This is a genomic window from Micromonospora sp. LZ37, from assembly GCF_059359015.1.
In genome coordinates, this window is sequence record NZ_JCADBL010000012.1 from 54,792 (window position 1) to 80,083 (window position 25,292).

General features: G+C 73.5%; 21 protein-coding genes, 1 tRNA gene and 1 pseudogene. 8 read left to right on the forward strand and 15 right to left on the reverse strand.

Translation table 11 applies throughout. The features are described from left to right. The first annotated feature begins 20 nt into the window (after positions 1-20). Positions 21-278, forward strand: a complete 258-nt coding sequence (locus AC5L3Z_RS23010) for a DUF3040 domain-containing protein (RefSeq protein ID WP_334532999.1) — start codon at positions 21-23, stop codon at positions 276-278. Between the two features lie 1,030 nt (positions 279-1,308). Here AC5L3Z_RS23010 and AC5L3Z_RS23015 read toward each other — a convergent pair. Together AC5L3Z_RS23015 and AC5L3Z_RS23020 are read right to left on the reverse strand one after the other, a co-directional pair. Beyond that, positions 1,309-2,271: an SWIM zinc finger family protein gene (locus AC5L3Z_RS23015; protein WP_494844949.1), complete on the reverse strand. Its 963-nt coding sequence runs from the start codon at positions 2,269-2,271 to the stop codon at positions 1,309-1,311. Beyond that, on the reverse strand, positions 2,268-5,507 hold the full coding sequence (locus AC5L3Z_RS23020) for an SNF2-related protein (protein WP_494844951.1): 3,240 nt from the start codon (positions 5,505-5,507) through the stop codon (positions 2,268-2,270). Before AC5L3Z_RS23020 ends, AC5L3Z_RS23015 begins: the two co-directional genes overlap by 4 nt. A 60-nt stretch (positions 5,508-5,567) precedes the next feature. On the opposite strand from AC5L3Z_RS23020, the gene AC5L3Z_RS23025 reads away from it, so the two are divergent. Further along, positions 5,568-6,440 carry a carbohydrate kinase family protein gene (locus tag AC5L3Z_RS23025; RefSeq protein ID WP_494844952.1) on the forward strand — a complete coding sequence of 291 codons (873 nt, stop codon included), beginning with the start codon at positions 5,568-5,570 and terminating at the stop codon, positions 6,438-6,440. Positions 6,441-6,507: 67 nt separating this feature from the next. Beyond that, positions 6,508-6,711, forward strand: a complete 204-nt coding sequence (locus tag AC5L3Z_RS23030) for a DUF8847 domain-containing protein (RefSeq protein WP_494844953.1) — start codon at positions 6,508-6,510, stop codon at positions 6,709-6,711. Positions 6,712-6,731: 20 nt separating this feature from the next. Here the strand turns inward: AC5L3Z_RS23030 and AC5L3Z_RS23035 are convergent, their stop codons facing one another. Beyond that, entirely contained in the window at positions 6,732-7,880 is a 1,149-nt protein-coding gene (locus AC5L3Z_RS23035) for a polysaccharide pyruvyl transferase family protein (RefSeq protein ID WP_494844954.1), read from the reverse strand. A gap of 181 nt (positions 7,881-8,061) precedes the next feature. On the opposite strand from AC5L3Z_RS23035, the pseudogene AC5L3Z_RS23040 reads away from it, so the two are divergent. The 3 genes and pseudogenes from AC5L3Z_RS23040 to AC5L3Z_RS23050 form a co-directional block, all read left to right on the forward strand. After that, positions 8,062-8,176, forward strand: a pseudogene (locus AC5L3Z_RS23040) (dihydrofolate reductase family protein); the annotation flags it as partial. A gap of 68 nt (positions 8,177-8,244) precedes the next feature. Continuing rightward, on the forward strand, positions 8,245-9,195 hold the full coding sequence (locus tag AC5L3Z_RS23045) for a phosphotransferase family protein (protein WP_494844956.1): 951 nt from the start codon (positions 8,245-8,247) through the stop codon (positions 9,193-9,195). Positions 9,196-9,293: 98 nt separating this feature from the next. Continuing rightward, complete coding sequence (locus AC5L3Z_RS23050) at positions 9,294-11,318, forward strand: DUF6541 family protein (RefSeq protein WP_494844958.1); 2,025 nt, start codon at positions 9,294-9,296, stop codon at positions 11,316-11,318. A 97-nt stretch (positions 11,319-11,415) separates the two neighbouring features. Here AC5L3Z_RS23050 and AC5L3Z_RS23055 read toward each other — a convergent pair whose 3' ends face one another. Then, positions 11,416-11,961: a PASTA domain-containing protein gene (locus AC5L3Z_RS23055; protein ID WP_494844959.1), complete on the reverse strand. Its 546-nt coding sequence runs from the start codon at positions 11,959-11,961 to the stop codon at positions 11,416-11,418. Between the two features lie 312 nt (positions 11,962-12,273). Next, complete coding sequence (locus AC5L3Z_RS23060) at positions 12,274-13,128, reverse strand: hypothetical protein (RefSeq protein ID WP_494844961.1); 855 nt, start codon at positions 13,126-13,128, stop codon at positions 12,274-12,276. A gap of 379 nt (positions 13,129-13,507) precedes the next feature. Here AC5L3Z_RS23060 and AC5L3Z_RS23065 point away from each other — a divergent pair, with 379 nt between their 5' ends. Continuing rightward, entirely contained in the window at positions 13,508-14,188 is a 681-nt protein-coding gene (locus tag AC5L3Z_RS23065) for an excalibur calcium-binding domain-containing protein (RefSeq protein ID WP_494844962.1), read from the forward strand. 86 nt (positions 14,189-14,274) lie between these two features. On the opposite strand, the gene AC5L3Z_RS23070 is transcribed toward AC5L3Z_RS23065, so the two are convergent. The 9 genes from AC5L3Z_RS23070 to AC5L3Z_RS23110 form a co-directional block, all read right to left on the reverse strand. Then, the gene (locus AC5L3Z_RS23070; protein WP_494844963.1) at positions 14,275-15,102 is read right to left on the reverse strand and encodes a hypothetical protein; all 828 of its coding nucleotides are present in this window, start codon (positions 15,100-15,102) and stop codon (positions 14,275-14,277) included. Beyond that, positions 15,095-15,607 (reverse strand): SigE family RNA polymerase sigma factor, encoded by a 513-nt coding sequence (locus AC5L3Z_RS23075; protein WP_494844965.1) that lies wholly within the window; start codon positions 15,605-15,607, stop codon positions 15,095-15,097. The genes AC5L3Z_RS23070 and AC5L3Z_RS23075 overlap by 8 nt, the downstream gene beginning before the upstream one ends. A gap of 438 nt (positions 15,608-16,045) precedes the next feature. After that, positions 16,046-16,120, reverse strand: a tRNA-Val gene (locus tag AC5L3Z_RS23080). 83 nt (positions 16,121-16,203) lie between these two features. Then, positions 16,204-16,671, reverse strand: coding sequence for a peroxiredoxin (locus tag AC5L3Z_RS23085; RefSeq protein WP_494844966.1), 468 nt, complete (start codon positions 16,669-16,671; stop codon positions 16,204-16,206). A gap of 77 nt (positions 16,672-16,748) precedes the next feature. Next, on the reverse strand, positions 16,749-17,186 hold the full coding sequence (locus tag AC5L3Z_RS23090) for a DUF3052 domain-containing protein (RefSeq protein WP_334533037.1): 438 nt from the start codon (positions 17,184-17,186) through the stop codon (positions 16,749-16,751). Positions 17,187-17,297: 111 nt separating this feature from the next. After that, positions 17,298-20,147 carry a thiamine pyrophosphate-dependent enzyme gene (locus tag AC5L3Z_RS23095; RefSeq protein ID WP_494844968.1) on the reverse strand — a complete coding sequence of 950 codons (2,850 nt, stop codon included), beginning with the start codon at positions 20,145-20,147 and terminating at the stop codon, positions 17,298-17,300. A 51-nt stretch (positions 20,148-20,198) separates the two neighbouring features. Continuing rightward, positions 20,199-20,678 carry a MarR family winged helix-turn-helix transcriptional regulator gene (locus AC5L3Z_RS23100; protein WP_494844969.1) on the reverse strand — a complete coding sequence of 160 codons (480 nt, stop codon included), beginning with the start codon at positions 20,676-20,678 and terminating at the stop codon, positions 20,199-20,201. 130 nt (positions 20,679-20,808) lie between these two features. Next, positions 20,809-21,213: a YjbQ family protein gene (locus AC5L3Z_RS23105; RefSeq protein ID WP_494844971.1), complete on the reverse strand. Its 405-nt coding sequence runs from the start codon at positions 21,211-21,213 to the stop codon at positions 20,809-20,811. A 23-nt stretch (positions 21,214-21,236) separates the two neighbouring features. Further along, on the reverse strand, positions 21,237-21,662 hold the full coding sequence (locus AC5L3Z_RS23110) for a hypothetical protein (protein ID WP_494844972.1): 426 nt from the start codon (positions 21,660-21,662) through the stop codon (positions 21,237-21,239). 182 nt (positions 21,663-21,844) lie between these two features. Here AC5L3Z_RS23110 and aceE point away from each other — a divergent pair, with 182 nt between their 5' ends. Continuing rightward, a complete protein-coding gene (gene aceE / locus AC5L3Z_RS23115; RefSeq protein WP_494844973.1) occupies positions 21,845-24,583 on the forward strand; it encodes a pyruvate dehydrogenase (acetyl-transferring), homodimeric type in 2,739 nt (912 codons plus the stop codon). Between the two features lie 250 nt (positions 24,584-24,833). Here the strand turns inward: aceE and AC5L3Z_RS23120 are convergent, their stop codons facing one another. Beyond that, the gene (locus AC5L3Z_RS23120) at positions 24,834-25,280 is read right to left on the reverse strand and encodes an SRPBCC family protein (RefSeq protein WP_334533053.1); all 447 of its coding nucleotides are present in this window, start codon (positions 25,278-25,280) and stop codon (positions 24,834-24,836) included. Positions 25,281-25,292 lie beyond the last annotated feature (12 nt).

The window sequence follows — 25,292 nt, forward strand, 5'->3', positions numbered from 1 at the left end:
CGTGAGGGGAAGGCACCGCCATGCTCAGCAAAGAGGATCAGCGCAGATTCGACCAGATCACCCGCCAGCTCCGGGAGAGCGATCCGAAGTTCTTCGCGAGACTCGACCATCGGGCGCGAGCCCGACGTGGACGGCTGCTGATGCTGCTGACGATCGTGCTCTGGGCGTCGCTGCCGGCGATGACCGTGCTGGCCGGACGGATGGCCGGCGCGATCTGCGCCGTGGTGTTGGCGGTCAACGCCGGTCTCATGTGGCGCTTCCGCCGCCGCTGGCTGTGACACCGCCGGCTCTGCCACGCCGCAGGTCCTGGACAGCGGGCGCTCGTGTGGACCGCCAGCTGTCCAGGATCCGGCGGGCACGCAACCGCACCGGCTCGCCGCGCTCCACACCGGCCCGGGCGTTACCACCGCGGTCCTCGTGCCCGGTGCGCTCCTCGTGCCCGGCCGCGAACCTCGCCCGGTGCGGCCCTCGTATCCGGGCCCTCTTGTCCGCCGTGACCCCAGTCCGGCGCGGCCGGCCTGTACGGTCCTGGCGTCCGGCGCGACCCGCGTGTGCGGTCCTGGCGTCCGGTGCTACCCGCGTGTGTGGCCCTGGGGTCCGGTGCGAACCCGCGCCCCCGGTGCGCCCCAGGACCGGATGACGCCAACGACTCAAGCGGCCCTCGCGTCCGCTGCGCCCTTTGGACCTGATGACGCGAACGACTCACGCGGCGCGCGGTGGGTGAGTCGCTTGACGTCATCAGCTCCAAAGCGTCCGGAACGGACATGGCCGACGACCGGAATCCGGCCCCGCCGCCGCGCCACACGGCGGCGGGGCCACGCAGGCCGAGAGCCCCGCAGGCCAGCTTCGCGCAGGCCAGGCCAGGCCAGCAGGCCGCGCCTGCGCGGCCAGGCGGGCCGCGGTCAGGACCGGTGCGTCCTTTAGAGCTGATGACGCGAACGACTCACGGCGGCGTGGGGTGGGTGAGTCGTTGACGTCATCAGCTCTAAAGCGTCCGGAGGGGTGATGGCCGACGACCGGAATCCGGCCCGCCGCCGCGCCACACGGCGGCGGGGCCACGCAGGCCGAGCCACGCAGGCCAGCTTCGCTCAGCCCAGCTTCTCAGGGCATGAGGCGCAGGCCAGGCCAGCAGGCTGGGGTCGCGCCGGGCCGGCCCGCAGGCCGGGTTCGCACAGGCCGGGCCAGCAGACTGGGGTCGCGCCGGGCCGGCCCCCGCAGGCCGGGTTCGCACAGGCCAGGCCAGCGGGCCGGGATCGCACAGGCCGGGCAAGGCCAGCAGGCCGATCCGCGAGGGCAGGCGGGCCGCGGTCAGGATCCGTCGAAGGTCCGGTACGCCCGGCGCAACCGCTCCAGCAGGCCCGGACCACCGATCGCCGGGGCGGGTGCGCCGAGCTGCCGGAGCAGCAGTTCCGCCCCGGTGGCCAGGGTGGGCGGCCGGTCCGGCAGCGGCACGGGAGGCAGCCAGAAGCGGTCGACCGCCTCGTCCAGCGGCGCGGAGGGCAGGTCCGCGAGCACCCGCGCCGCCCCGGCAGCCGGTGGCGGTTGCGGTGGTGGCGCCGCCGTGGCCGTCGGCGCCCGGCTGGGCGCATCCGGCGCCGCGTCGGATGTCGCGTCCTGAGCGGACGATGTGGTCACGTCGCCGCCGGCGCGCAGCGCGCGGAGCCGGTCCAGCAGCTCGGCCCGGCTGCGGCCACGCCAGTGCAGCAGCTGGAACGGGTCCGCGTCGAACGCCTCGGCGAGCAGGTAGAAGGTCGCCGCCAGGTGCTTGCACGGCACCGCGAAGTCGGGACAGCTGCACCGCTGGGTCAGCTCTGCCACCCCGGCCGGGAAGAGCGGCGCGCCCGCCTCGGCGAAGACCTCCTCCAGCTCGGCCGGGAGGTCACCGGCGAGCAGCCGGGCGCTGAAGAACGCCTGCCCGGCCAACTCCCGCTCGACCCGCTCCCACAGCGCCGGGGGGAACGGCGCCAACGCGATGCCGACCCGGTACGGCTCGGCCCGGGAACCCTGGACGGTGGCCTCGACCCGACCGGGCGTGACGTCGAGCCGGAGCACCTGGCCGCGCCGCGCGTACGACCGGCCCCGGGTCAGCCGGGTGCCGAGAGCGAAGGACTCGAGCACCTCCAGGAAGCGCCGCGACCACCAGGAGACGCCGATCGCTCCCCGGGTGCTCCGCGCCTTCAGGCCACCGTCGACCCGGCGTGGCCGGCCGAAGTCGGCGAACCGACCACCGGCCGCGCCGCCGTCGGGTCCCGGGGCGGCGGGGCGGGTCACTCGACCACCGCCCCGGCCTCCAGCGCGAACAGCTCGCGCAGCTGGGCGGTGGAGAGTTCGGTGACCCACTGCTCGCCGCTGCCCACCACGGACGCGGCCAGGCCACGCTTCTCGGCGATCATCGCGGCCACCTTCTCCTCGACGGTCCCGGCGCAGACGAACTTGCGCACCTGCACCCGCCGGCGCTGACCGATCCGGAACGCCCGGTCGGTCGCCTGGTCCTCCACCGCCGGGTTCCACCACCGGTCGACGTGGACGACGTGGTTGGCCGCGGTCAGGGTGAGTCCGGTGCCGCCGGCCTTGAGCGAGAGGACGAAGAGCGCCGGGCCGTCCGGGGACTGGAAGCGGGTGACCATGGCGTCCCGGTCGGCCTTGCCCACACCACCGTGCAGGAAGAGCACCTCGCGGCCGAACCGGGCCGACAGGTGCCCGCGCAACATCCCGCCGAACTCGGCGTACTGGGTGAAGAGCAGTGCCTTCTCCCCGGCGGCGAGCACCTCGTCGACGATCTCCTCCAGCCGTTCCAGCTTGCCGGAGCGCCCGGGCAGCGCCGACCCGTCGCGCAGCAGCTGCGCGGGGTGGTTGCAGACCTGCTTGAGCCGGGTCATGGTGGCCAGCACCAGGCCGCGCCGCTCCATCCCGTCGCTGGACTCGATCTTCGCCAGCATGTCGTCGACGATCGCCCGGTAGAGCGAGGCCTGCTCGGCGGTCAGGTTGCAGAGCACCTCCATCTCCAGCTTCTCCGGCAGGTCGGAGATGATCGAGGAGTCGGTCTTGAGCCGACGTAGCACGAACGGGCCGGTCATCCGACGCAGCCGGGCCGCGACCTCGGCGTCGCCGTGCCGCTCGATCGGCACCGCGTACGACTGCCGGAAGCTCGACGCCGGGCCGAGCAGCCCCGGGTTGGCGAACTGCATGATCGACCACAGGTCGGCCAGCCGGTTCTCCACCGGCGTACCGGTGACCGCGACCCGGTGCCGCGCGGGCAGCGCGCGGACCGCCTCGGCCTGCCGGGTCGAGGCGTTCTTGATCGCCTGCGCCTCGTCCACCACCACCCGGTGCCAGCCCACGGAGGCCAGCTCGACGGCGTCCCGGGCGGCCACCGAGTAGGTGGTCAGCACCAGGTCGGCAGCGTGCACCGCCTCGGTGAACTCCGCCCCCCGGGCCCGCTCCGCGCCGTGGTGCACGTGGACGCGCAGCCCCGGCGTGAACTTCGCCGCCTCCCGCTGCCAGTTGCCGACCAGCGACATCGGGCAGACCAGCAGGGTCGGTCCGGCCTCCGGCGGGTCCCCGGCCAGCAGGGCGAGCAGCTGCACCGTCTTGCCCAACCCCATGTCGTCGGCGAGCACCCCGCCGAGCCCGAGCGACTGGAGGAAGGCCAGCCAGGCCAGCCCCCGCCGCTGGTACGGCCGCAGCGTGCCGGTGAAGCCCGGCGGCGGGTCCAGCGGGGTGAGTCGCCGCTCGGCCTGACCGGCGAGCAGATCACCCAGCGGGCCGTCGGCGGTCACCTCCAGCACCGGTAGCGCGTCGGGTTGCTCCGCCCCGGCCAGGCCCATCCGGAGCAGGTCGGCGACGGTCAGCTCGCCGGAGGAGCGGAGCAGTCGCAGGCCGGCGGCGAGCCGCTGCGGGTCCAGCTCCACCCACCGGCCGCGCAGCCGTACCAGTGGGGTCTTCAGCTCGGCCAGCGCGGCCAGCTCGTCCTCGCCGATGGACTCGTCGCCGAGCGCCACCTCCCAGCGGTAGTCGACCAGCGCGTTCAGCCCCAGCCCGCCGGAGCTGGTGGCCACCGTGCCCGGCGCGGTGCGGCTACGGGCCTGCAACCGGGCGCCGAGCCGCGCCGACGGCCGCCGCCACCAGGACGGCAGCAGCACGCCGAAACCGGCGGCGTGCAGCACCGGCGCGCCGTCGCGGAGGAACCGGTGCGCGCCCTCGACGTCCAGCTCCAACCCTTCGGGGGCGGGGGTGCGCAGCGCGTCGTCCAGCTCCGGCCAGAGCCGCCCGGCCCGGCCCAGCTCGGCCAGCAGAGTCTCCTGCGGGCTGTCCAGCCGGCCGACCAGCCCCGGCACGGTCTCCGGCGCCCGCCACACCTGTCCGGCGTCAACGTGCAGGCCCGGCTCGTCGGCGGCCTGCAGGCCGAACTCGATGCGCCAGCGGCCGGCCGGACGGACCACGGTCGCCGGGTCGGCCGGCACCACCACCAGCGGATCGACGACCTCGTCCTCCGCCGGCTCGACCAGCCGGAAACTGGCCCGTACCGCGCCGCCCGCGGCGTCCCGCTGCCAGGCGTCCAGCTCGGTGCGGAGGGTGGCCAGCGCGGCCGGCTCGGCGGTGAACGCCCGGTCGGTGCCGGTCAGCGCGGTCAGCCAGCCCGCCACCGCGCCGATGCGCCGGCCACCCCGCGCCAGGTCGGTGTCGGAGAGGGCGACCCGGGCAGCGGCGTCGGTCAGCGCGTCCAGGGCGTCCGCCACCAGCGCTCCCGGCCCCGGGCCTCCGGGTCCGGCCCCGACGCCGGCCCGGCCAGCCACGCCGGCCCGGCCAGCCACGCCGGCCCGGCCAGCCACCACGCCCCGGTCGGCCGCGCTGGCCCGGTCGGCCACGAACCGGTCCGCGGCGTCGGCCGGATCAGCGCTGGTGGCGGCGCGGGCGGCCGGGGGCAGGGCCAGCGCCAGCGAGCGCGCCCAGCCGGCGTCGGTCCCGGTGAGCAGCGGTCGCCAGGCCGCCCAGGCCGTGACGTGGTCGCCCGCCACCCCGTCGGGCCGGCCCGTGGCCGGGTGCGGCTGGTCGGTGAGGACGGGCAGCAGCCGCCCCCGGGCGACCAGGTCGACCGCGAAGTCGGCCAGGCCGGCGAGGTGGCGCAGGGTGGCCCCGGGCACCGCGGCGCAGGTGTCGAGGGCACGCAGCAGGGTCAACGCGTCGTCCGGGGCGTACCTCAGGACGGGGACGCGCCAGCCGGCGAGGGTGACCGGACCGCGGACCGGTTCGGCGGTGCCGCGGACCAGCTCCGGTGAGTCCAGCGGTGAGCCGGCGCGGGTGGGGAGGGTGAGCAGCGCGGACCCGGCCCCGGCCGGGACGTCGCCGAGCGCGGCGGCCAGGGTGGCGTGGTCCGCCGCGTACGGGTGGGGACGTTCGCGTGGGGCGCGACCGGGACGGCGCGGGGCCCGGGCCGGCAGCGAGCTGTCCTCCGCCCAGACCGCCAGACCGGCGCCGACCAGCCACAACCCGTGGATGACCAGCACACGCTCCCCCTCGTTGACGCCCGCTGCCAGGATAGGCGGCGGCCGGCTACCGTCGGCGCCATGGTCGACCTCCTCGTGATCGGCGGGCTGGGGGTGGATCTACGGGTACGGGTGCCGGAGATCCCACTGCCGGCCGCCGATTCGCTCACCGTCCCCCCGATCGACATCCGGATCGGCAACACCGGCGCCGGGGTGGCCCTGGCCGCGGCCGCGCTCGGGCTGCGGGTGACGGTGGTGGACGTGCTCGGCGCCGACCCGGCCGGGGAGGTGGTCCGCGCCGCGCTGGCCCGCAGCACGGTGCGGTCGGTGCTGGCCGACGACCCCGGGGGGATCCGCCGGTCGGTAAACCTGGTCGACCCGACCGGGCGGCGGATGTCGCTCTACGACCCCCGCCCCTGGGGCGGTGGGGACCCGTTCCCGCCGGACGAGCTGGCGGAGCTGGTCCGGGAGGCGGCGCACGTCCACGTGTCGATCATGGATTGGGCGCGGGACCGGCTGCCGGTGCTGCGCGACGCGCTGGCCGACCACGCCGCGCTCTCCACCGACCTGCACGACTGGGACGGCGGGAACCCATACCACCGGCCGTTCGCGGAGGCCGCCGACCTGGTCTTCGTCAGCGGCGTACGGCTGGGTGACCGGGCCGCCGCCCTCGCCGCCGGGCTGGCGCCCCGCACGGTCGTGGTGACCCGGGGCGCGGACGGCGCCGACCTGTACCCGGGTGACGGCACGTCGACCCCGGTTCCGGCCACCGTGCCGCCCGCGCCGGTGGTGGACACCAACGGCGCGGGGGACGCCTTCGCCGCCGGCCTGATCGCCGGCCGGCTGCGGGGCGCGTCCCTGCCGGAGGCGGCGGGGTACGCCGCGCGGGTGGCCGCCGCCGCCTGCACCCGGGACGGCATGGAGTACCCGCCCGGCCTGCTGCCGCGCCCCTGACGCGCACCGGCGGCCCGCTGCCCCGGCAAACCCTGCGAGGCGGCGGCCGCCGGGGCAGGATGGGCCCATGGCATCAACGGTGAGGATCCCCCTGGCGGACGGCCCGGCCGACGGCGAGACGGTCGACGTGGAACTGGACCCCAACGACCGGCCACCGCTGACCCACCACCACCTCGGCGCGGAAGGGCTGGCCGACGCCCACATCTACGAGCTGGAGTCGGCCGGGGGCGACCAGCAGTGGTGCTACCGCTGGCGGGGACCGGCGATCTGAGCCCTCCCCGACCGGGACGGTCAGGCGGTCATCCTGGTCAGGGCGCGGGTGCGCAGGCTCTCCAGCACGGCCCGGGTGACCTGGGAGGTGCCGCGGGCCTCGTCGCAGACCTCGGCTACCCGCCGGGCGGTGGCCTCCGCGCGGGCCTCCCGCTCGTCCCAGAGCTGGTCGACCTCCGCCAGCAGCGGCCCCTCGACCTCCCGTTCCACGCCGCGCAGCGCCGGCACCCCGAGCCGCTGGGCCAGGTCGAAGACCTTCCCGGCGTACGGCAGCGGCAGGAACGGCGTGCCCACCATCGCCGCGAAGATCAGGAAGTGCAGTCGCATGCCGACCGCCAGGTTGAAGTGCTTCATCAGGCCGAGCACCTGCCGGGGCGAGTAGTCGCCGTGCAGGATCCGCCCCCGGTCGGCGGCGACCATGTGGGACATCACTCCGTGCGAGTGCCGGATGTCGTCGCGTTCCATCGGCACGAAGAGCACGTACGCGTCGATCCGGTGCACCAGGAAGTCGCTGATCTGGGCGAGCAGCCGGTGGTACCCGTCGACGTCGAGCCGCTCGGCGGCCCGGCCGGGTTCCCGGACGCTCAGCCCGACCAGCCGCTTGCCGGCGGGCACGCCCTCCTCGCGGAGCAGCCGGGTGGGAAAGTCCTCGGGTTGGAGCAGGAACGCCGGGTCGGCGGTGACGGTGATCGGGTTGAGCAGCCCCGCCTCCTCCAGCACCATCCGGGACTCCTGGTCCCGTACGGTCACCTGGGTGGCGCCGGCCAGGGTCTCCCGCACCATGCCGGTGTCCACGGCGTCGGAGAGCGGCCCGACCCCCACCGCGTACGTCAGCAGCGGCAGGCCGCGTTCCTGGGCGACCCGGACGACCCGCAGGTAGCGACGGGCCTCCCGGTCGTACAGGATGCCGCCGCCGCCCAGGATGAGCAGGTCCAGTTGGGCCAGCACCTCGGCGGAGTCGACCCGGCTGACCCCTTCCCAGGGCACCGCCTCCACGTCCGGGTGGGCCAGCGCGGTGTGCGCCGGGTTGCGGGAGAACACGATGATCCGGGCGTTGGGCTCCTGGGCACGCAGGTCGTCCAGCAGGCCGGTGAGGATGGCCTCGTCGCCGAGGTTGCGTCCGCCGTACGAGCCGAGCACACCGATGGTCAGTCCGGCGCCGTCTGTCATGCCTCACTCCTCCCCGGGGGTGTCCGGGGCGGGTTCCCGCTGGCCGCAGCCCCATACCTCAGGCTGGGACGAGCAACCGGGACACCATGGCGGAGACCACCTCTTAGGGGTGGAACCCGGCATCGATGCTCGGTGGTGATCGAGCCACCTACGACCCGGCCCTGAAGATCGGCGTCACCAGCGTGACGGCAGGGACATCTGGCTCTGCGGCGGCGGACAGCTCGCCGGGCAAGCTCCTGCCGGAGGTGGACGAACTGGTCGTCAAGGTCAACCCCGTCGTGGTGGGCAGCGGTGTGGTCGTGCTGCGCTACCGGGCCGGGTAACCCGGTTGCCCACCGGGCCCGGCCTCGGCGACCGTGGACGGATGAGGGAGCTGGTGAGGACCCGGATCGGCTGGACCGACCTGCCCGACCACGTCCGGTCCGCCGTGGAGGGGATCCTCGGCGACCGGGTGGTCGAGGCGGTGTCGCAGCCGGGCGGCTACTCCCCCGGCACCGCCGACCGGGTCCGCACCGCCGCGGGACGGCGGGCCTTCGTCAAGGCGGTCAGCCCGGCGCGGAACGCGCGCAGCGTGGCCCTGCACCGGGCCGAGGCGGCCGTCACCGCCGCGCTGCCCGCGCACGCTCCGACGCCCCGGCTGCTCGGCTGTCACGACGACGGCGAGTGGGTGGCGCTGGTCCTCACCGACGTCGACGGGCGGCACCCGGCGACGCCGTGGCGGGCCGACGAACTCGACGCCGTGCTGGGCGCGCTGGAGACGTTGGCCGAGGCGCTCACCCCCAGTCCGGTCGCGCACGTGCCGACCGCCGCCGAGCGGTTGGCCCACGACTTCACCGGCTGGCACCGGATCGCCGCCGACCCGCCCGCCCGCCTCGACCCGTGGGCCCGCGCCCACCTGGACCAGCTCCGCCACGCCGCCGAGCGGGGCCTCGCCGCGCTCGACGGCGACACGCTCTGCCACCTCGACGCGCGAGCCGACAACCTGCTGCTCGACGCGACCGGATCGGTCACGGTGGTCGACTGGCCGCACGCCTGCCGGGGCCCGGCCTGGCTGGACACCGTGACGCTCCTGGTCAACGTGCGGCTGCACGGCGGCCACGACACCGACGCGCTGCTGCGCCGGCTGCCGCTGACCGCCGGCGTCGATCCGGACGCCGTGACCGGCGTCTACGCCGGCCTGGCCGGCTACCTCCTCGACGCCGCCCGGCGGCCACCGCCGCCGGGCATCCCCACCGTCCGGGCCTTCCAGCAGGCCCAGGGCGACGCACTGCTGCCCTGGGTACGACAGCGGCTGCGGGACCGGACCATCGGGTAGCCTGCGCCTGCGAAAGGGCCTCCTCGCAAGGTCACACCTGCCTCGAGTGCCGAGTGCCGCGACGTCCTGGGACGGGTCGCGCGTCCGGAAGGATGCTCATGCTGACGTACGTGGTCGCTCTGGTGGTGGCCGTCGCCCCCGGGGCACTGCTCGGTTTCGTCCTGCCGCCGGGCCGCTACCGCTGGGCGGTGTGGGCGTCCGCTCCGGCGCTGACGCTGGGGTTGACGAGCGCGGCGATGGGGTGGCTGCCGGAGTTCGGCCTGCCCCACGGCGCCCTGGCGGTGCTGATCGCGGAGGTGGTCCTGGCCGGCGCCGCGATCCTCGCCTCACGGCTCGTCGCCCGCGGCCTGGTCGACCAGAAGGACGGCGAGGACGGCGACGACGGACCGCGCCGGCCGCGCCTGCGTCTACCGTCCGTCCGTCCCCGGCGCGCCGACGTCATCGGCATCGCGGTGCCGGCGATCATCAGCGTGGGCTACGGCTGGCTGATGCTCGGCCGGTTCATCGCGCCCCCCGGCTGGGACGCCATGCACCACGGTTACTTCAGCCGCCGCATGCTGGAAACGGGCAGCGCCACCATGGCCTCGGCCTGCAGTACGTCCATCGACTCGATCCCCACCTGCGGGTTCTACCCGGTTGCCGCCAACCTCTCGTGGGCCCAGGCGGCACAGCTGTCGGGCGGGCACATCAGCTCCGCCATGACCACCTGGTCGGTTCTCGTCGGGCCGCTCGCCCTGGTCGCCGGCGTGTACGCCTGCGTCCGCGCGCTGGGCGGCCGGCCGGTCGTCGCCGCCTGCGCCGCGGCCGCCCCTGCGGTTGTCGGCCCACTCTGGTTCTCCGCGGTCCTCGGCCGGATCACCCAGCTGGCCGGTCCGTGCATGGCGGTGGGCATCGCACTGCTCGTCGCGCTGGCCCTGCGGGGCCGCCACCCCGTGCGACTGGGTGTGCTCGCGGGCCTCGCGAGCGCCGGACTGATCATGAGCCACACCTACGACATCCTCCTGGCCGGCGTGCTGGCGCTGGGCTTTCTCCTGGTGATGCGCGGCCCGCTGGCCCTCAGCGGTAGCGCCGCGGGCACCGGCGCGGCCGCGGTCGGCGGCCTGGCGGCACTCGGCCCCTTCCTCGCCGCGCTGACCGGAGCGAACGGCGAACGGGCGTCGTACGCGGCCGCCCTCCCCGGGCAGTTCGGCAAGGCGTTCGAGTACTGGGTCACCGATCCACAGCGCTACGTGCTGTTCGGCTTCCCCTCACCGGGCGGAGGGGACTTCCAGCTCAGCGTGCCGACCATCCGGATCGCCCTGGCGTTGACCGTCGTCGGCCTCGCCGCCTCGCCGCTGTGCCTGGTCTTCCGTCAGCTGCGATGGGCCCGGCCCTGGCTGCTCGCCGGCGTCGTCTTCACCGGCGTCGGAATCTGGACGACGATGTCGGACTCGGCCTCCGCGGCGCTGGTGTCGAGCCTGTGGTACGGCAGCCGGGAACGCCTGCGGCTGCTGATCTTCCCGGTGTACGGCCTGCTCACGGTGGCCGGCGCGGTCGCGATCGGACTGGCGGTGCAGTGGCTGCTGGTGAAGCTCGTCGCCCGGGCAGGGGCGCTGCGGGGATCGACCGCACCAGCCGCGGTGGCCGCCTCGGTCCTGGTGCTCAGCCTGACGCTGCTCGCCGCCGTACCCGCCTCCTGGCGCCCGTTGCGTACCCACTTCACGAGCCTCGCCCCGGTCGACCGCTCCTACCCCGAGCTCTACCGGTGGCTCGCGGAGAACACCCCGTCCGGCAAGTCGGTCGCCGCCGACCGGCGGCAGTACCTCACCTGGTCCTACATCGACTACGGCGTGCCCGGTCTCTTCGGCCTCGAACCGGTGCCGGCCTTCGAGGCGGCCTACTATCCCGCACGCCTGCGGGCGTGGGACTGGCTGGTCGACAACCGCCGGGCCCAGCCGGGCGGGTGCGACGTCCGCCGGTTCGACATCGCGTACGTCGTGGTGGACGAACGCCCGCCCACCAAGGGCAACTACGACCCGGGGCGCGTCGCCGCCTCCGATCGACTGGCCCTGGTGAAGCAGGTGGGCACACTGAACGTCTATCGGGTGACCGAGGTCGGAAGGGCCTGCCCCGTCGCCGGGTGAGCCCTCCGGCGGGATGAGTGAGGCGTCCGCCCTGGCGGACGGCGACGGCCCCGGTACACGAACCCGGGACCGTCGTCGTCCGTTGAGGTCGGCTGGGTCAGCCCGTCTTGGTGCAGGTGAGCACCACCAGCTCGTCCAGCTCGACCTTGGTGCCCCGCTTGTGGGACTGCTTCGTCACGGTCCAGTTCTCGGCCAGGATCACCAGCGTGTCGTACTTGTCCCCGCTGCCGAGCTTGATGTTGGTGATGCCGAGCCGCTTGAGCTTGTCCTGAGCGACCGCCGCGTTCATCCCGACGAGGTTCGGCATGGCCACAGTGGTCGGCGCCGGCGGCGGGGCGGGCTGCGTGGTCGCCGGGGCGGTGGTCGGCGGAGTCATCGTCGGAGCGACGGTGGTCGGGGCGACGGTGGTCGGGGCGACGGCCTGCACGGACGCCTTCGGCTCGGCGGCGGCCTTCTCGTCGCTGTCGTCGCCGATCGAACCGACACCGACTCCACAGCAGAACAGGACGACGGCGCCGACGATGAGGCCGGCGATCATGCCGGTGCTCAGCTTGGGCTTCGCGGGGGCCACCGCGGGCGGCGGGGGCGGGGCGGCGTCGGCCTGCTCGGGCTGCGACGGGTCGGGGGTCAGGGCGTTGCTCACTCGTATGTCTCCTGGTCTCTGCGCAAGGTTCACGTCGACCCAAGATCACGGTCGGCGCAGGGTGGAGAGTACGAGAGAGGCTTGACGATCTTGCGGATGACCATCAGGGGGCTGAACGTCCTGGTGCGCCTCCTGCGCACGGTTGTCCGGTGGCCCGGGTGGTACAAGCCGTGGGATCAGCTCGGCGAACGCGTCCGCCCGCACGACACATCGGGCGACCGGTTCCGCTCGCCCGCCGTCATGTCGATGCGGCGAGTTCGGCCAGGTCGACGGCGTTGACGAGTTCCGCCAGCGCCGGCTCGCTGTCGAGGTTCAGCGGAAGCAGCTCGAAGGTGCGCGGCCGCTGGTCGAGCAGCAGCTCGGAGTTGGTGTCGTTGACGTGTCCGTGGCCCCGGCCTCGTCCCACCGCACTCCGGCCAGTGCCGCCCGCTCGAACCTGGCCGCCATCAGGCAGGAGACCCGGGGTCGGCCGTAGCTGTCCAGGCCGTCCTGGCGGAGCACGGCCACCCGTGCGGAGGCGATGCCGGGCGCGACCGCGAAGGCTTCCCGCACGGTGACGAGGACCTGTCCGCAGACGAACCGCTTGTAGTAGTCGGCGCGCTCGCGCTGCGGCAGCTTCTTCAGGGACAGGTTGCCCGCCTGGGTGGTGGTGGGCATGCGCTCGGGCACGACCTGGTCGACGGCGGGCACGAGGACGACGAGGGAGACCTCGGAGCCGGTGACGCCGACGGCGGCGCTGGGCGCCTCGTTGTCCTCGAAGGCTTCCTCCAGAGTTTCGAGGACGACGTCCGGCTCGTTGTCGCACAGCTGCTGCCAGCGGTCGTCGAAGTATCGCTGCCAGCCGGCCTGCTGTTCCTTGAGGTTGGCCCACTGTCGCTGGACCTCGGCCTCGGTCCACGCGGCCGCGCGCTGTTTGGCCTCCGCCCGCCTGCCGCGTTCGAAGAAGCCGATGCCGGCCAGGGCGTGCTGCTCGTAGTGCTGGTGGATGCCGGCCCGGTCCGGTGCCGCGGGCTCAGGCGCGACGGGTCGGGATGCCGGCGGAAAGTAGGCTCCGTGCTTCTTCGATCCGCTGCGCCTGCGCCGCCTGGCGCTGCTGCGCGGCGAGCTGGCGCTGGTAGCTCGCCGCCGTGGCAGCCCGGGCCCCGGATCGGCTGCCTCGCCGGCCACCGCCGAGCGAGGTGTAGAACCCGACCGGGCCCACGCCGCTGGAGAAGCCGGTGCTGCCGGCGCCGAAGTGAACCCGGGCGGCCCTCGGGCCGACACTGGTACGGATGCCGCGCGACGAGGCGCGGATACGCACCCCGGGCGCCAGCTTGATTGAGAACCCCACTCGCCGACCGTAGATCCGGGGGCCGGGTCTGCCGCTCAGCTTCTCACCCGATGCCAGGTCCCACGCCCGGTCACTCCTCACCCGCTGATGATCACCAAGGGCGTCCGGACGGCCTGCGGCCGCCGCCGGTGCTCCAGCATCGAGCTGCCCGGGGACGCGCGGTCCGGCCCGATCGGTTGGTGTCGGTGTCTCACGAAGCCCGGCACGATACGGTCCGTGACCTACCCACCAGCGCAGGACCCGTGGCAGGGTCACGAGCCTCCTCCTCCGCCGGCGCCGACCTACGACCCTTACTCGCCGACGCAGCCGTACGGGCCGCAGGCTGTTCCGCAGCTGACGCCCACCCAGAAGCTCGCGCCGGTCACGGGGAAGAAGGTCGGCCGCAAGGGCTGGATCGGCATCACCGTCTCCGCCATCCTGGTGCTGTGCTGCTGCGGCGGCGTCGCGAGCTTCGGCGACGACGGCGACGACGAGCCAGCGGCGAAGCGGGACAGCATGGCCGCCACCTCGACGAGCGCCCCCTCCGTGACGAGGGCGTCCCCGCAGCGGGTCGCCTCGCCGGCTCCGTCCCCCTCCTCCACGGCCCCGGCGAAGCCGAAGCCGTCGCCGAGCGTCTACTTCGCCGACTGTGACGCCGTCGCCGATGCCGGGCTGTACGAGATCAGGAAGGGCGAGCCCGGGTACCGCAAGGCACTGGACCGCAACGGCGACGGTGTCGCCTGTGACTGGGACGACGACCCGGCTGCCGCCGACGACTCCTCGGGCGACGACGACGGCGACGCGTACTACGCAAACTGCAGCGCGGCGCGCGCGGCGGGCGCGGCACCGATCCAGCGCGGCGAGCCCGGGTACCGCAGGGGCCTGGACCGCGACGGCGACGGCACGGCCTGCGACTGATTCGCCGGCCAGCCCGATGAGGTAGCGGCTCCGCGACAAGGGGTGGAGGCGCGGGGATCCCGCGCCTCCACCCGTCGTGTCGAGTCTCAGTCGACGTGGAACCGGTCGCTGGCGGCGAGTTCCGCGAGCTGCTGGACGGTGAACGGCAGCTTCTTCAGCTCTGGCAGGACATCGTTGCGGGGCCCGTAGTTCTCGGGGCGCGAGAACTGGGCGACTTTGACCAACACTCCGTCCGGGTGCCGATACCCGGCCCACTGGTCGAACCGCGGGAGGCTTTCGATCGTCCAGTGGGCCTGGGCCACCCCTACCTTCGCCTGGCCGACGGTCACCAGCTGACATTGTGTGCGGGGGGAGGGAAAGATTCGTGGCGTCAACTCGCAGCCGTCACCCTGCAACCGGTTCAGGTGGGAGTGCCCGGTCTGCACCTCGACCAGTAACAGCCCGGTCTGCTTTCCTTGACGTATCGAGAACGACGCCAGGTACAGCCAGTCGCCCACGGCGGTCGGGCGGCCAACCGTCCCCATCGGAAACAACGCTTGCGGATTCAAGGAGTCTTCGACCACGGTGTATCCGGTGGGTACCGCGGCGACGAGCTCGTCGAGCAGTGCCTGTGCCTGCTTCCTGGCTGCGGCCCACTCCTCCTGCGACGGGCGACTCCCCGGATCGGCCGTACTGCTGGATGACGGCTTCGCACCCGCTGGGCTGTAGCGACCTTCGCTGCCCAACACGCCGGTGAACCCGACGGCGGCGACCAGCACGACCGCTGTCGCCGACCCGGCGCCGAACGAGACGACACGGCGGCGGAACCGGGCGCGGCGACCGGCGACCAGCGTGTCGGTTGTGCTCATCGGTGGGGGAGGGATGGTGGCCGCCATGGTGCGGCGTAGCGCTCCTCGGAACTCGTCCTCATTCATCGTATTTCCTCCCTGTCGCGGCCAAAGTAGGTGCCAACAGCCGGCGCAGCGTTTCCAGGCCCCGCGCCGCCTGGCTCTTCACCGTTCCGGGCGAGCACCGCAGCAGCGACGCGGTCTCCTCCACGGACAGGTCCTCCCAGTACCGCAGGACCAGCACGGCCCGCTGGCGCGGCGGTACGTCCGTCAGTGCCCGCAACAGCACGAGCCGCTCTTCCGGCGAGTCCGCCGTCACGGCCTGTTCCGTCGCCTCGCCGTTCACGCGTTCCCGTCGCCACCAGCCGCGGCGCCGCTCATCGAGAAAGGTTCGCAACAGGATCTGCCGTACGTACGCGTCGAGCGCCTCGTGCCGGGACGCCCGGTTCCAGGCCAGGTACAGCTTGGTGAACGTGGACTGGACCAGGTCCTCCGCCCGGTGCCAGTCGCCGCACAACAGGTAGGCGGTCCCGCGCATCGCGTCTGATCGTGCCGCGAAGTACGCCGCGAACGCGGCGTCACGATCGCTCATCCGATGCCTCCGATTCTCGAGTCGGGATAGTCACGCGGGGTCCGGCTCCGGGGGTTGCATCAGATGCCAATCACGCGGGGCTGCAGTTGGACGCCGCGCGGCAACGCATCTGCCGACAGGAAGGCGCCGTGGAGTCAGAGCTCAGGTGACTCGGCGTGCGCTGGTCGGACATCGACCTGGCGTTCGAGATCGAGCGGGGCTGCCGCTCCTGCTCAGCCTTGGGACACCGCCCCACATCGCTCAGGCCATCGCGGGTCACTCAGACGTGGAGGTCACGATGATGATCTACGCACACAACGGGATGGCCGAACAGACTGAGGCCCTGCGGCAGCTGGGCGAGGCGTTCGATCCCGAGCAACTGACGTCAGGGTTGGATGTCAGGCACTCCGCCCGCCCCGGCAATCTGCTCGGCACGGGCGGATCTGCCTGTTCAGGTGGTGGTGGGCGCGGCAGGTTTCGAACCTGCGACCCCCCGCTTGTAAGGCGGGTGCTCTCCCACTGAGCTACGCGCCCGGAACGCCCGTACGGCGGGCCGGAGGCTGGCAAGCTTACCTGCCGGCCTCCGGCCCGGTCGAACGGTGTGCCCGGTCAGGGCGTCAGGCCGCGACGGCCTCCGCGAGGGCCTTGCGCCAGCCCTCCTGGTCGCGGGGCTCGCCCGGCATGTTCATCTCGGCGAACCGGACCACGCCGGCCTTGTCGATCACGAACGTGCCGCGGTTGGCGATGCCGGCGACGTCGTTGAAGACGCCGTACGCCTGGGCGACCGCGCCGTGCGGCCAGAAGTCGGCCAGCATCGGGAACTGGTAGCCCTCCCGGTCGGCCCAGATCTTGTGGCTGTAGACCGAGTCGACGCTGACGGTGAGCACCTGGACATCGTCGTTGACGTACTCGCCGAGGTTGTCCCGCACCTCGCAGAGCTCGCCCTGGCAGATGCCGGTGAACGCCAGCGGGTAGAAGACCAGCAGCACGGCCCGCCGGCCGCGGAAGTCCGAGAGCCGGACCTCCTGGTTGTTCTGGTCCTTCAGCACGAAGTCCGGCGCGTCTGCGCCAACCTCGATCGGCATGCAAGCTCCTTGGGTTGGGTCTCGGTGCGTCAGCCTGCCACACCCGGCGGCGGCCGCCGCCAGGTCACCGGCGCGGGCTACTTCTTGTTCTTGGAGCCGCGGCGCAGCACGAGGCGGGCGCCGCTCCAGTCCCGGCCGGCGTTGACGGTGGAGGTCTGCTGGAGACCGGCGGTCTGCGCCGACTCCGCGACCTCGCTCGGCTCGACGTGCCCCTCGCGGCCGGCCTTGGGGGTCAGCAGCCACACGACACCGGCGTCGGCCAGCGGGCCGAGGGCGTCGACGAGGATCTCGAAGAGGTCACCGTCGCCGTCCCGGTGCCAGACCAGCACCGCGTCGACCACCTCGTCGGTGTCCTCGTCGACCAGATCTCCACAGCGGTCGGTCAGGGCGTCCCGGAGATCCTGGTCGACGTCCTCGTCGTACCCCATCTCCATGACGACCATCCCCGGTTCGATTCCGAACCGGTCCGCCAGGCTGCGTACCCCGTCGGCGGCCTGACCAGCGGTCGCGCTCACTGTCGCGTGCCTCCTCATCTCATCCCTGCTCGCGGCGCCGGGCGACGCCGTCAGGCAAAGTCCACACAGTTGCGGCCCCCTGCGCAAGTGGCGCACCGGGTGGAACGGAATTTACCGTGCCAGCAGCGTACGGGCACCCTGGGTAATGGCTTCCTCCGAGACCAGAACCTGACGGGCAGCTGGACCTAATGGTACAAACGAGTCAACTGCGGCCACTCGCCGCGCCACTCCGACATATCCGGCGTCGACCAGCGCCGCGATGATCCCCTCACCGACCCCGCCGGACCGCCGCGTCTCGTCCACCACCAGCACTCGGCCGGTCGCGGAGGCCTCCCGGATGAGGTCCGCCACCGGCAGCGGCGCCAGCCACCGCAGGTCCACCACCCGGCTGCCGATCCCCTCGTCGGCCAGGGTGGCGGCGGCCCGCAGCGACATCCGCACCCCGTTACCGAAGGTGAGGATCGTGACATCCTCGGCCGAGCCGACCCCGTAGACCCGGGCCCGGCCCACCGGCACGTGCCGGGCCGCCCAGGCGGCGGGTTCCGCGTACTCCCCCGCCCACTCGCCGTCGCCGGGCTCGTACAGGTCGCGGGTGTGGTACAGCGCGATCGGCTCCAGGAAGACCGCGACCGTGCCGTCCACCGCCGCGCTGGCCAGGCAGGTCCGCAGCAGGGGCGCGGCGTCCTCCGGCCGCGCCGGCACCGCGATCACCAGGCCGGGCACGTCCCGGAGTACGGCCACCGAGTTGTCGTTGTGGAAGTGCCCCCCGAACCCCTCCTGGTACGCCAGCCCCGGCACCCGCACCACCATCGGGTTGCGGAACGCCCCCCGCGAGAAGAACTGCATGGTGGCCGCCTCCCCCCGCAGCTGGTCCTCCGCGTTGTGCAGGTACGCCAGGTACTGGATCTCGGGCACCGGCAGCAGCCCGGCCAGCCCCGCGCCCAGCCCCAGCCCGAGCAGCGAGGTCTCGTCGAGCAGCGTGTCGAAGACCCGGGCCGGCCCGAACCGCTCACGCAGCCCCTTGGTGACCCCGTACACCCCGCCCTTGGCGGCGACGTCCTCACCGAAGACGGCCATGCCGGGGTGGTCGAGGATGCCGTCGGCCAGCGCGGCGTTGATGCTCTGCGCCAGGGTGAGCGGGCCGGCGAGCTCCGGCGGCTTGCCCCCGAACGCCTCGACCCGCGCGCCCGCCCCCGGTCCGGCGGCCCGGGCCGCCGCCTCGGCCACCGCCGTGGCGACCCGGGACGGCCGGCGCGGCGCCAGCGGGGCCACCACGTCGGCGGCGCTGCCGAGCTTCGGCTCGTCGAGCGCCTCCTCGGCGATCCGCCGGACCTGCCAGCCCCGCTCGTCGTACCGGGCGAGCAGCTCCTCCCCGGTGGCCACCCCGGATTCGACCAGCAGCCGGGCGGTGGCCAGCACCGGGTCGCGGGCCTCGTCGGCGGCGATCTCGGCGGTGCTGCGGTAGGCGGTCTCCGCGTCGGCCCCGGCGTGCCCCAGCAGCCGTACCGTGCGCAGGTGCAGCGCCGCCGGGCGGCGGTACCGGCGCACCCAGGCCGCGGCCCGCGCCGCCGTCGCGTGGGCGGCGACCGGGTCGGCGCCGTCGGCGGCGAAGTAGCGGACCCCGGGCCGGGCCCGCAGCGTCCGCTCCACCCAGCCCTCCGGCGAGCGGACGCTGATCCCCAGCCCGTTGTCCTCGCAGACGAAGAGCACCGGGATGCGCAGTCCGGTGTGGTCGTACCAGCCGGCGGTGTTCAGGGCGGCGGTGGCGCTGGCGTGGTTGACCGAGGCGTCGCCGAAGGAGCAGACCACGATGGCGTCGCGGGGCCAGGGTGAGCGGAGCGCCTGCTCGGCGGCGCCGCGACGGCCGGCCGTGTCGAGCCGGCGCAGGCGCTCCAGGGCCAGCCCCAGCCCCACCGCGCGGGGCAGGTGCGAGGCGATGGTGGAGGTGGTCGGCACCACGGCCAGGTCGGCCCGGCCGAAGACCTTGTGCCGGCCGCCGGCGAGCGGTTCCCGGGCGGAGGCGACCATGCCGCGCAGCACGTCCCGCGCCGCTTCCGCGTATGCGTCCACGGTCACCGGTCCGACGGCGCCCGGGCCCCGGGCCGGCCCGTCGGCGGTCGCGGCTCCTCCGGCCGTGCTCGGCTCGCCGGGGGACGCCGGCGGGGCGACGGCCGGGGGCGGGACCGGCTCGGCGGTGCCGTCCGACCCGACCCGGTAGGCCGCCGCCCGCTCGGCGAGCCCGCCGGGCCCGACCGCGGCCGGGTCCAGGCTCACCGCCGGGCTGACACCCGCCGCCGGGCTGACGTCGTATGCCGGGTGCGGGCCGGCCGCCGGGGGCGCGCTGCCGGCCGGGTGCCCGCTCGTCGGCGGCTCGTCGGTCGCCGGGTCCGCGATGGCGTCGGTCACCGCCGGGTCGTCGCCGGCGGCCGGGGCGTCGAGGGGTACGTCGACCGAGGTCGCCTCGGCCGGGCCGGGAGCGCCGTCCGGGCCGTCGGCGGCCGGAGGTGGGCCGTCGGGGCCATCGGCAGCCGGAGGTGGGCCGTCGGGGCCATCGGCAGCCGGAGGTGGGCCCTCGTCCGGCGCACTCTCGACGGCCGGCGCGGCGGGGAACTCCCCGGCGGCCTGGGCGGCGCGGACGCAGTAGAAGGCGCCGGAGCGGTAGTGCAGCAGGGCCGGGTCGGTCGGGCGCAGCGCGGCGGCGACCGCGGCGTTGCCCTCGTGGCCCGCGGAGCCGATCGTGTAGTACCCCTCGTCGAAGCTGCGCAGCCACCGTCCGGCCAGGTCGAGCTGGCGGCTGGTGACCTGGGCGTCGAAGAGGGCGAGCAGTTGCCGCCCGGTCAGCGGCGCGTCGGGTCGGACCGGCTCGGCCGGGTCACGCCGGCGCTCGGGGGTGGGCAGCGCGCCCAGGGTCTCCCGGAACCGGTCGTCGAGATCCTGCGGGGTGGTCACGTCGATCAGCATTACCGACGGAGGCCAGGGTCGCCCACTCAGACACGATCCGCCCGGCCGGGCTCACTCCGGGTCGCACCGCGCCGGGCAGCCGCCGTCGGAGACCTTCCACACCAGCTCGCGCAGCGTGGCCAGCTCCTCGGTGGTAAGCGCGGCGAGCAGTCGGGAGTCGGACAGCACCTGGTGCAGCCGCTCCCGCATCCGGCGGCCGGCCCCGGTCACCAGCAGCGTCTTCTGGCGCCGGTCGGCGGGGTCGACCCGGCGCTCGACCAGTCCGGCCTGCTCCAGCTTGTCGACCAGGGCGGTCACGTTGGAGCGGTCACAGCGCAGCTGCTCGGCGAGGTCGCGGGCGGGCAGTGGCCGGTCCGGGTCGAGTTCGTACAGCGCGCGGGCCGCCGCTGGGGTGAGCCCCAGCTCGGCGAAATCGACGTCCTGGTGGTGCCGGATGGCGGCGGCGAGGTGCACGATCCGGCGCACCGCGTCCCCGGCCAACTCGGCGCGGTCGCCCGAGCCGGAGCCGGTGAAAGCGCTGCTCAGGGTCACGCCGCCACTCTAGTGACGAGTCAACAATTGTTTATCTCCACCATTGGCAACCTCACCCTTTCGGGCGCAACTCCTCGCCGATTTCGAAGGGTTGATCGCCGCCGTGCCGCGGGGACGGGCGGCGGGCGGGTCAGGCGGGGAGGAAGGAGAAGCGGACCTGGCGGGTGGGGTTGTCGCCGTTGGGGTCCACCAGGGTGAGGGACTGCCAGGTGCCGAGCGCCAGGCGGCCGTCGAGCACCGGCAGCGTCGCGTACGGCGGGACGAACGCGGGCAGCACGTGGTCGCGACCGTGACCGGGCGAGCCGTGACGGTGGCGCCACCGGTCGTCGGTGGGGAGCAGGTCGTCCAGGGCCCGCAGCAGGTCCTCGTCGGAACCGGCGCCGGTCTCGATGATCGCCAGGCCGGCGGTGGCGTGCGGCACGAAGACGTGCAGCAGCCCGTCGCCCTGGCCGGCGACGAACCGCTCGGCCTCGGCGGTGATGTCCTGGACGGTTGGCCGCGACCCGGTCCGGACGGTGATCACCTCACTGCGCATACCGCGCATTCTGCCGCACCGGCTCAGTAACCGCCGCCGCCACCGCCGTCCGAGCCGCCGCCCCAGCTCGAGCCGCCGCCGTCCGAGCCGCTGTGGGAACCCGACCCGCCGTCGGAGCCGCCCCAGAAGCCGGAGCCGCCACCACTTCGGCCGGAGTCCGACGGTCCGGGGTCGGGGACGCCGCAGCCCCGGTCCGCCCCGGCGTCCGCGGCCGGCGCGGGCGAGTACCAGCCGACCGACGCGTCGGGAGAGGACCGGCGGCGGGAATGTCGGGCAGGCCGGCGGACGTCCCGGGCCAGACCGACGACGAGCAGCAGCGCCAGCCCGCCCAGCGCCACGAGGCCCACCATCTCCAGCCGTCCCGCCCACAGTCCGGCCAACCCCACGCCGATGCCGGCCAGGCCGGCGACGGCCGTCACGAGCCCCAGAAGCGCCAGTCGCCACCGCATGCCCGGAGGGTAGGCAGCGCGGGCAAGCCGGCCGGTACTAGCGCATCCACCGATCGCGCAAAGTTACTGGTGGGTACCTGTGTTGAGCGTCGCGTCTGGGGGAGCTAGACGTGACGGCGAGTGCCACCAGGGGGCAGGATGGCGCTAGAGACCTATCCCACACACAAACCGAGGGAACGCCTGTGGCTACGGAACGCAAGCGCCCGGTGATCACCGCTGGTCTGCCGAGCCAGCTTCCGGACACCGACCCTGAAGAGACCGGCGAATGGGTCGAGTCGCTCGACGGTGTCATCGACGAGCGCGGAACCAAACGCGCCCGCTACGTCATGCTGCGCCTGCTGGAGCGGGCCCGCGAGCGCCAGGTCGGGGTGCCGTCGCTGACCACCACCGACTACATCAACACCATCGCTCCGGAGCGCGAGCCGTGGTTCCCCGGTGACGAGCACGTCGAGCGGCGGATCCGGGCGTACGTCCGGTGGAACGCGGCGATGCTGGTGCACCGGGCGCAGCGCCCGGAGATCGGCGTCGGCGGGCACATCTCCACCTTCGCCAGCTCCGCCTCGCTCTACGAGGTGGGCTTCAACCACTTCTTCCGGGGCAAGAACCACCCGGGCGGCGGCGACCACATCTACTACCAGGGTCACGCCTCCCCCGGCATGTACGCGCGGGCGTTCCTGGAGGGGCGGCTGAGCGAGCACCAGCTCGACGGGTTCCGGCAGGAGCTGTCGCACCCGGGCGGCGGGCTGCCGTCGTACCCGCACCCGCGGCTGATGCCGGACTTCTGGGAGTTCCCCACCGTCTCCATGGGTCTCGGTGGCCTGAACGCGATCTACCAGGCCCGGTTCAACCGGTACCTGCACCACCGGGGCATCAAGGACACCTCCGACCAGCACGTCTGGGCGTTCCTCGGCGACGGCGAGATGGACGAGCCGGAGACGCTCGGCGCCATCGGGGTGGCCGCCCGCGAGGAGCTGGACAACCTCACCTTCGTGATCAACTGCAACCTGCAGCGGCTGGACGGGCCGGTGCGGGGCAACGGCAAGGTCATGCAGGAGCTGGAGGCCTTCTTCCGGGGCGCCGGCTGGAACGTCATCAAGGTGGTCTGGGGCCGGGAGTGGGACCCGCTGCTCGCCGCGGACACCGACGGCGCGCTGGTGAACCTGATGAACACCACGCCCGACGGCGACTACCAGACCTACAAGGCGGAGTCCGGGGCGTACGTCCGGGAGCACTTCTTCGGCCGCGACCCGCGGACCCGCAAGATGGTCGAGCACCTCTCCGACGACGAGATCTGGAACCTCAAGCGGGGTGGCCACGACTACCGCAAGCTCTACGCGGCCTACAAGGCGGCGACCGAGCACACCGGTCAGCCGACGGTCATCCTGGCCAAGACGATCAAGGGCTGGACGCTCGGCTCGCACTTCGAGGGCCGCAACGCCACCCACCAGATGAAGAAGCTGACGCTGGAGGACCTGAAGACCTTCCGCGACCGGCTCTACCTGGACATCCCGGACAAGGCGCTGGAGGACAACCCCTACCTGCCGCCGTACTTCACCCCCGGGGAGAAGTCCGACGAGATCGCGTACCTCAAGGAGCGGCGCCAGCAGCTCGGCGGCTACCTGCCGTCCCGGCGGACCAGCAGCAAGCGGCTGGCCATCCCCGGTCCGGAGCGCTTCGCCGACGTCAAGCGCGGTTCGGGCAAGCAGAAGGTGGCCACCACGATGGCCTTCGTCCGCCTGCTCAAGGACGTGATGAAGGACAAGGAGTTCGGTAAGCGCTGGGTGCCGATCATCCCGGACGAGGCCCGCACCTTCGGTCTGGACTCGATCTTCCCGACCGCCAAGATCTACTCGCCGCACGGCCAGCGGTACACCGCGGTCGACCGGGAGCTGTTCCTGTCGTACAAGGAGTCGACCACCGGGCAGATCCTGCACGAGGGGATCAACGAGGCCGGCTCGGTCGCCTCGTTCACCGCGGCCGGCACGTCGTACGCCACGCACGACGAGCCGATGATCCCGATGTACATCTTCTACTCGATGTTCGGGTTCCAGCGCACCGCCGACGGGCTCTGGGCGGCGGCCGACCAGATGGCGCGGGGCTTCCTGCTCGGCGCGACCGCCGGCCGGACCACGCTCAACGGTGAGGGTCTCCAGCACGAGGACGGCCACTCGCTGCTGCTCGCCGCCACCAACCCGGCGGTGATCGCGTACGACCCGGCGTTCTCCTTCGAGATCGCGCACATCATGGAGCAGGGCCTGCACCGGATGTACGGGGAGGCCCAGGAGAACGTCTTCTACTACCTGACGGTCTACAACGAGCCGATCCTCCAGCCGGCCGAGCCTGAGGGCGTGGACGTCGAGGGCCTGCTCAAGGGCATCTACCGCTACTCCCCGGCGCCGCAGGTCGACGGCCCGAAGGCCAACATCCTGGCCTCCGGCACCGGCATGCAGTGGGCGCTGCGGGCGCAGCAGCTGCTCGCCCAGGACTGGGGGGTGGCCGCCGACGTCTGGTCGGTGACCTCCTGGACCGAGCTGCGCCGCGACGCGGTGGAGTGCGAGGAGCACAACCTGCTCCACCCGGGCAGTGAGCCGAAGGTGCCGTACATCCAGCGGAAGCTGGCCGACGCCGACGGGCCGAAGGTCGCGGTCAGCGACTGGATGCGCGCGGTGCCGGACCTGATCTCCCGGTGGGTGCCCGGCGACTACACCTCGCTCGGCACCGACGGCTTCGGCATGTCGGACACCCGGCACGCGCTGCGCCGGCACTTCCACGTCGACGCCGAGTCGGTCGTGGTCGCGACGCTCCGCCAGCTCGCGATGCGCGGCACGGTGCCGGCCAACGTGCCGGCCGAGGCGGCCAAGAAGTACGCCATCGAGGACGTCACCGCCGCCCCGGTCGGCGAGACCGGCGGCGACAGCTAGCTCGCACCCACACCGAAAGGGCCCGGCGCACCCGCGCCGGGCCCTTCCCGTCCCACCCCACCGCCTTGTCGATCACGGACTCGTGGTGGGGGACGAAGCGGTGAAGTCACCCCGTACCGGGCACCACAGGTCCATGATCGACGGGGACGGGAAGCGGGCGGGCACACGGCGAACGGGCGGTGGTCCGGACGTCCCTGGCGGGGACGCCGGGCCACCGCCGTCGCGGGTGACGCCGTAGGACGTGGCCTCGTCAGCCGACGGCGGCCAGGTCGGTGAGCCGGGCCAGCGAGTCCTCCAGGTCGGCGCCGACCCGGCGCAGCCCGAGCCGGAGCAGGGCCGCCTTGACCGGACCGGCCGGCCAGCGGACGACGATGAGTCGCACGATCGTCCCGCCCTCCTCCTCGTCGGGAGTGAGCTGAACGTAGATCTCGGTACGCGCCTCGGCCCGGGCGCCGGCGCCCCGGGCCCGCTCCCGCCAGCCGATCAGGTTGGGCTCCTGGTAGGCGATCACCTCGGCCTCGTGCGCCGCGCCGCGCCCGGCCTGGACCAGCTGCCGGCGCCCGAAGCCTTCCCCGGAGAGGACCTCGGCCGCACGGACTCCCGCCAGCCAGGCCGGCAACTGCTCGGCCCGCTGCACGACGTCCCAGACCGCTTCCACCGGCGCCAACACGTGCGCACTGCGTTCGACGAGGATCATTTCCATCTTCCC

Coding starts and splice junctions, on each gene's coding strand:
- AC5L3Z_RS23010 (WP_334532999.1), top strand. CDS start 21: ATGCTCAGCAAAGAGGATCAGCGCAGATTCGACCAGATCACCCGCCAG.
- AC5L3Z_RS23025 (WP_494844952.1), top strand. CDS start 5,568: ATGGTCGACCTCCTCGTGATCGGCGGGCTGGGGGTGGATCTACGGGTA.
- AC5L3Z_RS23030 (WP_494844953.1), top strand. CDS start 6,508: ATGGCATCAACGGTGAGGATCCCCCTGGCGGACGGCCCGGCCGACGGC.
- AC5L3Z_RS23035 (WP_494844954.1), bottom strand. CDS start 7,880: ATGACAGACGGCGCCGGACTGACCATCGGTGTGCTCGGCTCGTACGGC.
- AC5L3Z_RS23045 (WP_494844956.1), top strand. CDS start 8,245: ATGAGGGAGCTGGTGAGGACCCGGATCGGCTGGACCGACCTGCCCGAC.
- AC5L3Z_RS23050 (WP_494844958.1), top strand. CDS start 9,294: ATGCTGACGTACGTGGTCGCTCTGGTGGTGGCCGTCGCCCCCGGGGCA.
- AC5L3Z_RS23070 (WP_494844963.1), bottom strand. CDS start 15,102: ATGAATGAGGACGAGTTCCGAGGAGCGCTACGCCGCACCATGGCGGCC.
- AC5L3Z_RS23075 (WP_494844965.1), bottom strand. CDS start 15,607: ATGAGCGATCGTGACGCCGCGTTCGCGGCGTACTTCGCGGCACGATCA.
- AC5L3Z_RS23085 (WP_494844966.1), bottom strand. CDS start 16,671: ATGCCGATCGAGGTTGGCGCAGACGCGCCGGACTTCGTGCTGAAGGAC.
- AC5L3Z_RS23095 (WP_494844968.1), bottom strand. CDS start 20,147: ATGCTGATCGACGTGACCACCCCGCAGGATCTCGACGACCGGTTCCGG.
- AC5L3Z_RS23105 (WP_494844971.1), bottom strand. CDS start 21,213: ATGCGCAGTGAGGTGATCACCGTCCGGACCGGGTCGCGGCCAACCGTC.
- AC5L3Z_RS23110 (WP_494844972.1), bottom strand. CDS start 21,662: ATGCGGTGGCGACTGGCGCTTCTGGGGCTCGTGACGGCCGTCGCCGGC.
- AC5L3Z_RS23120 (WP_334533053.1), bottom strand. CDS start 25,280: ATGATCCTCGTCGAACGCAGTGCGCACGTGTTGGCGCCGGTGGAAGCG.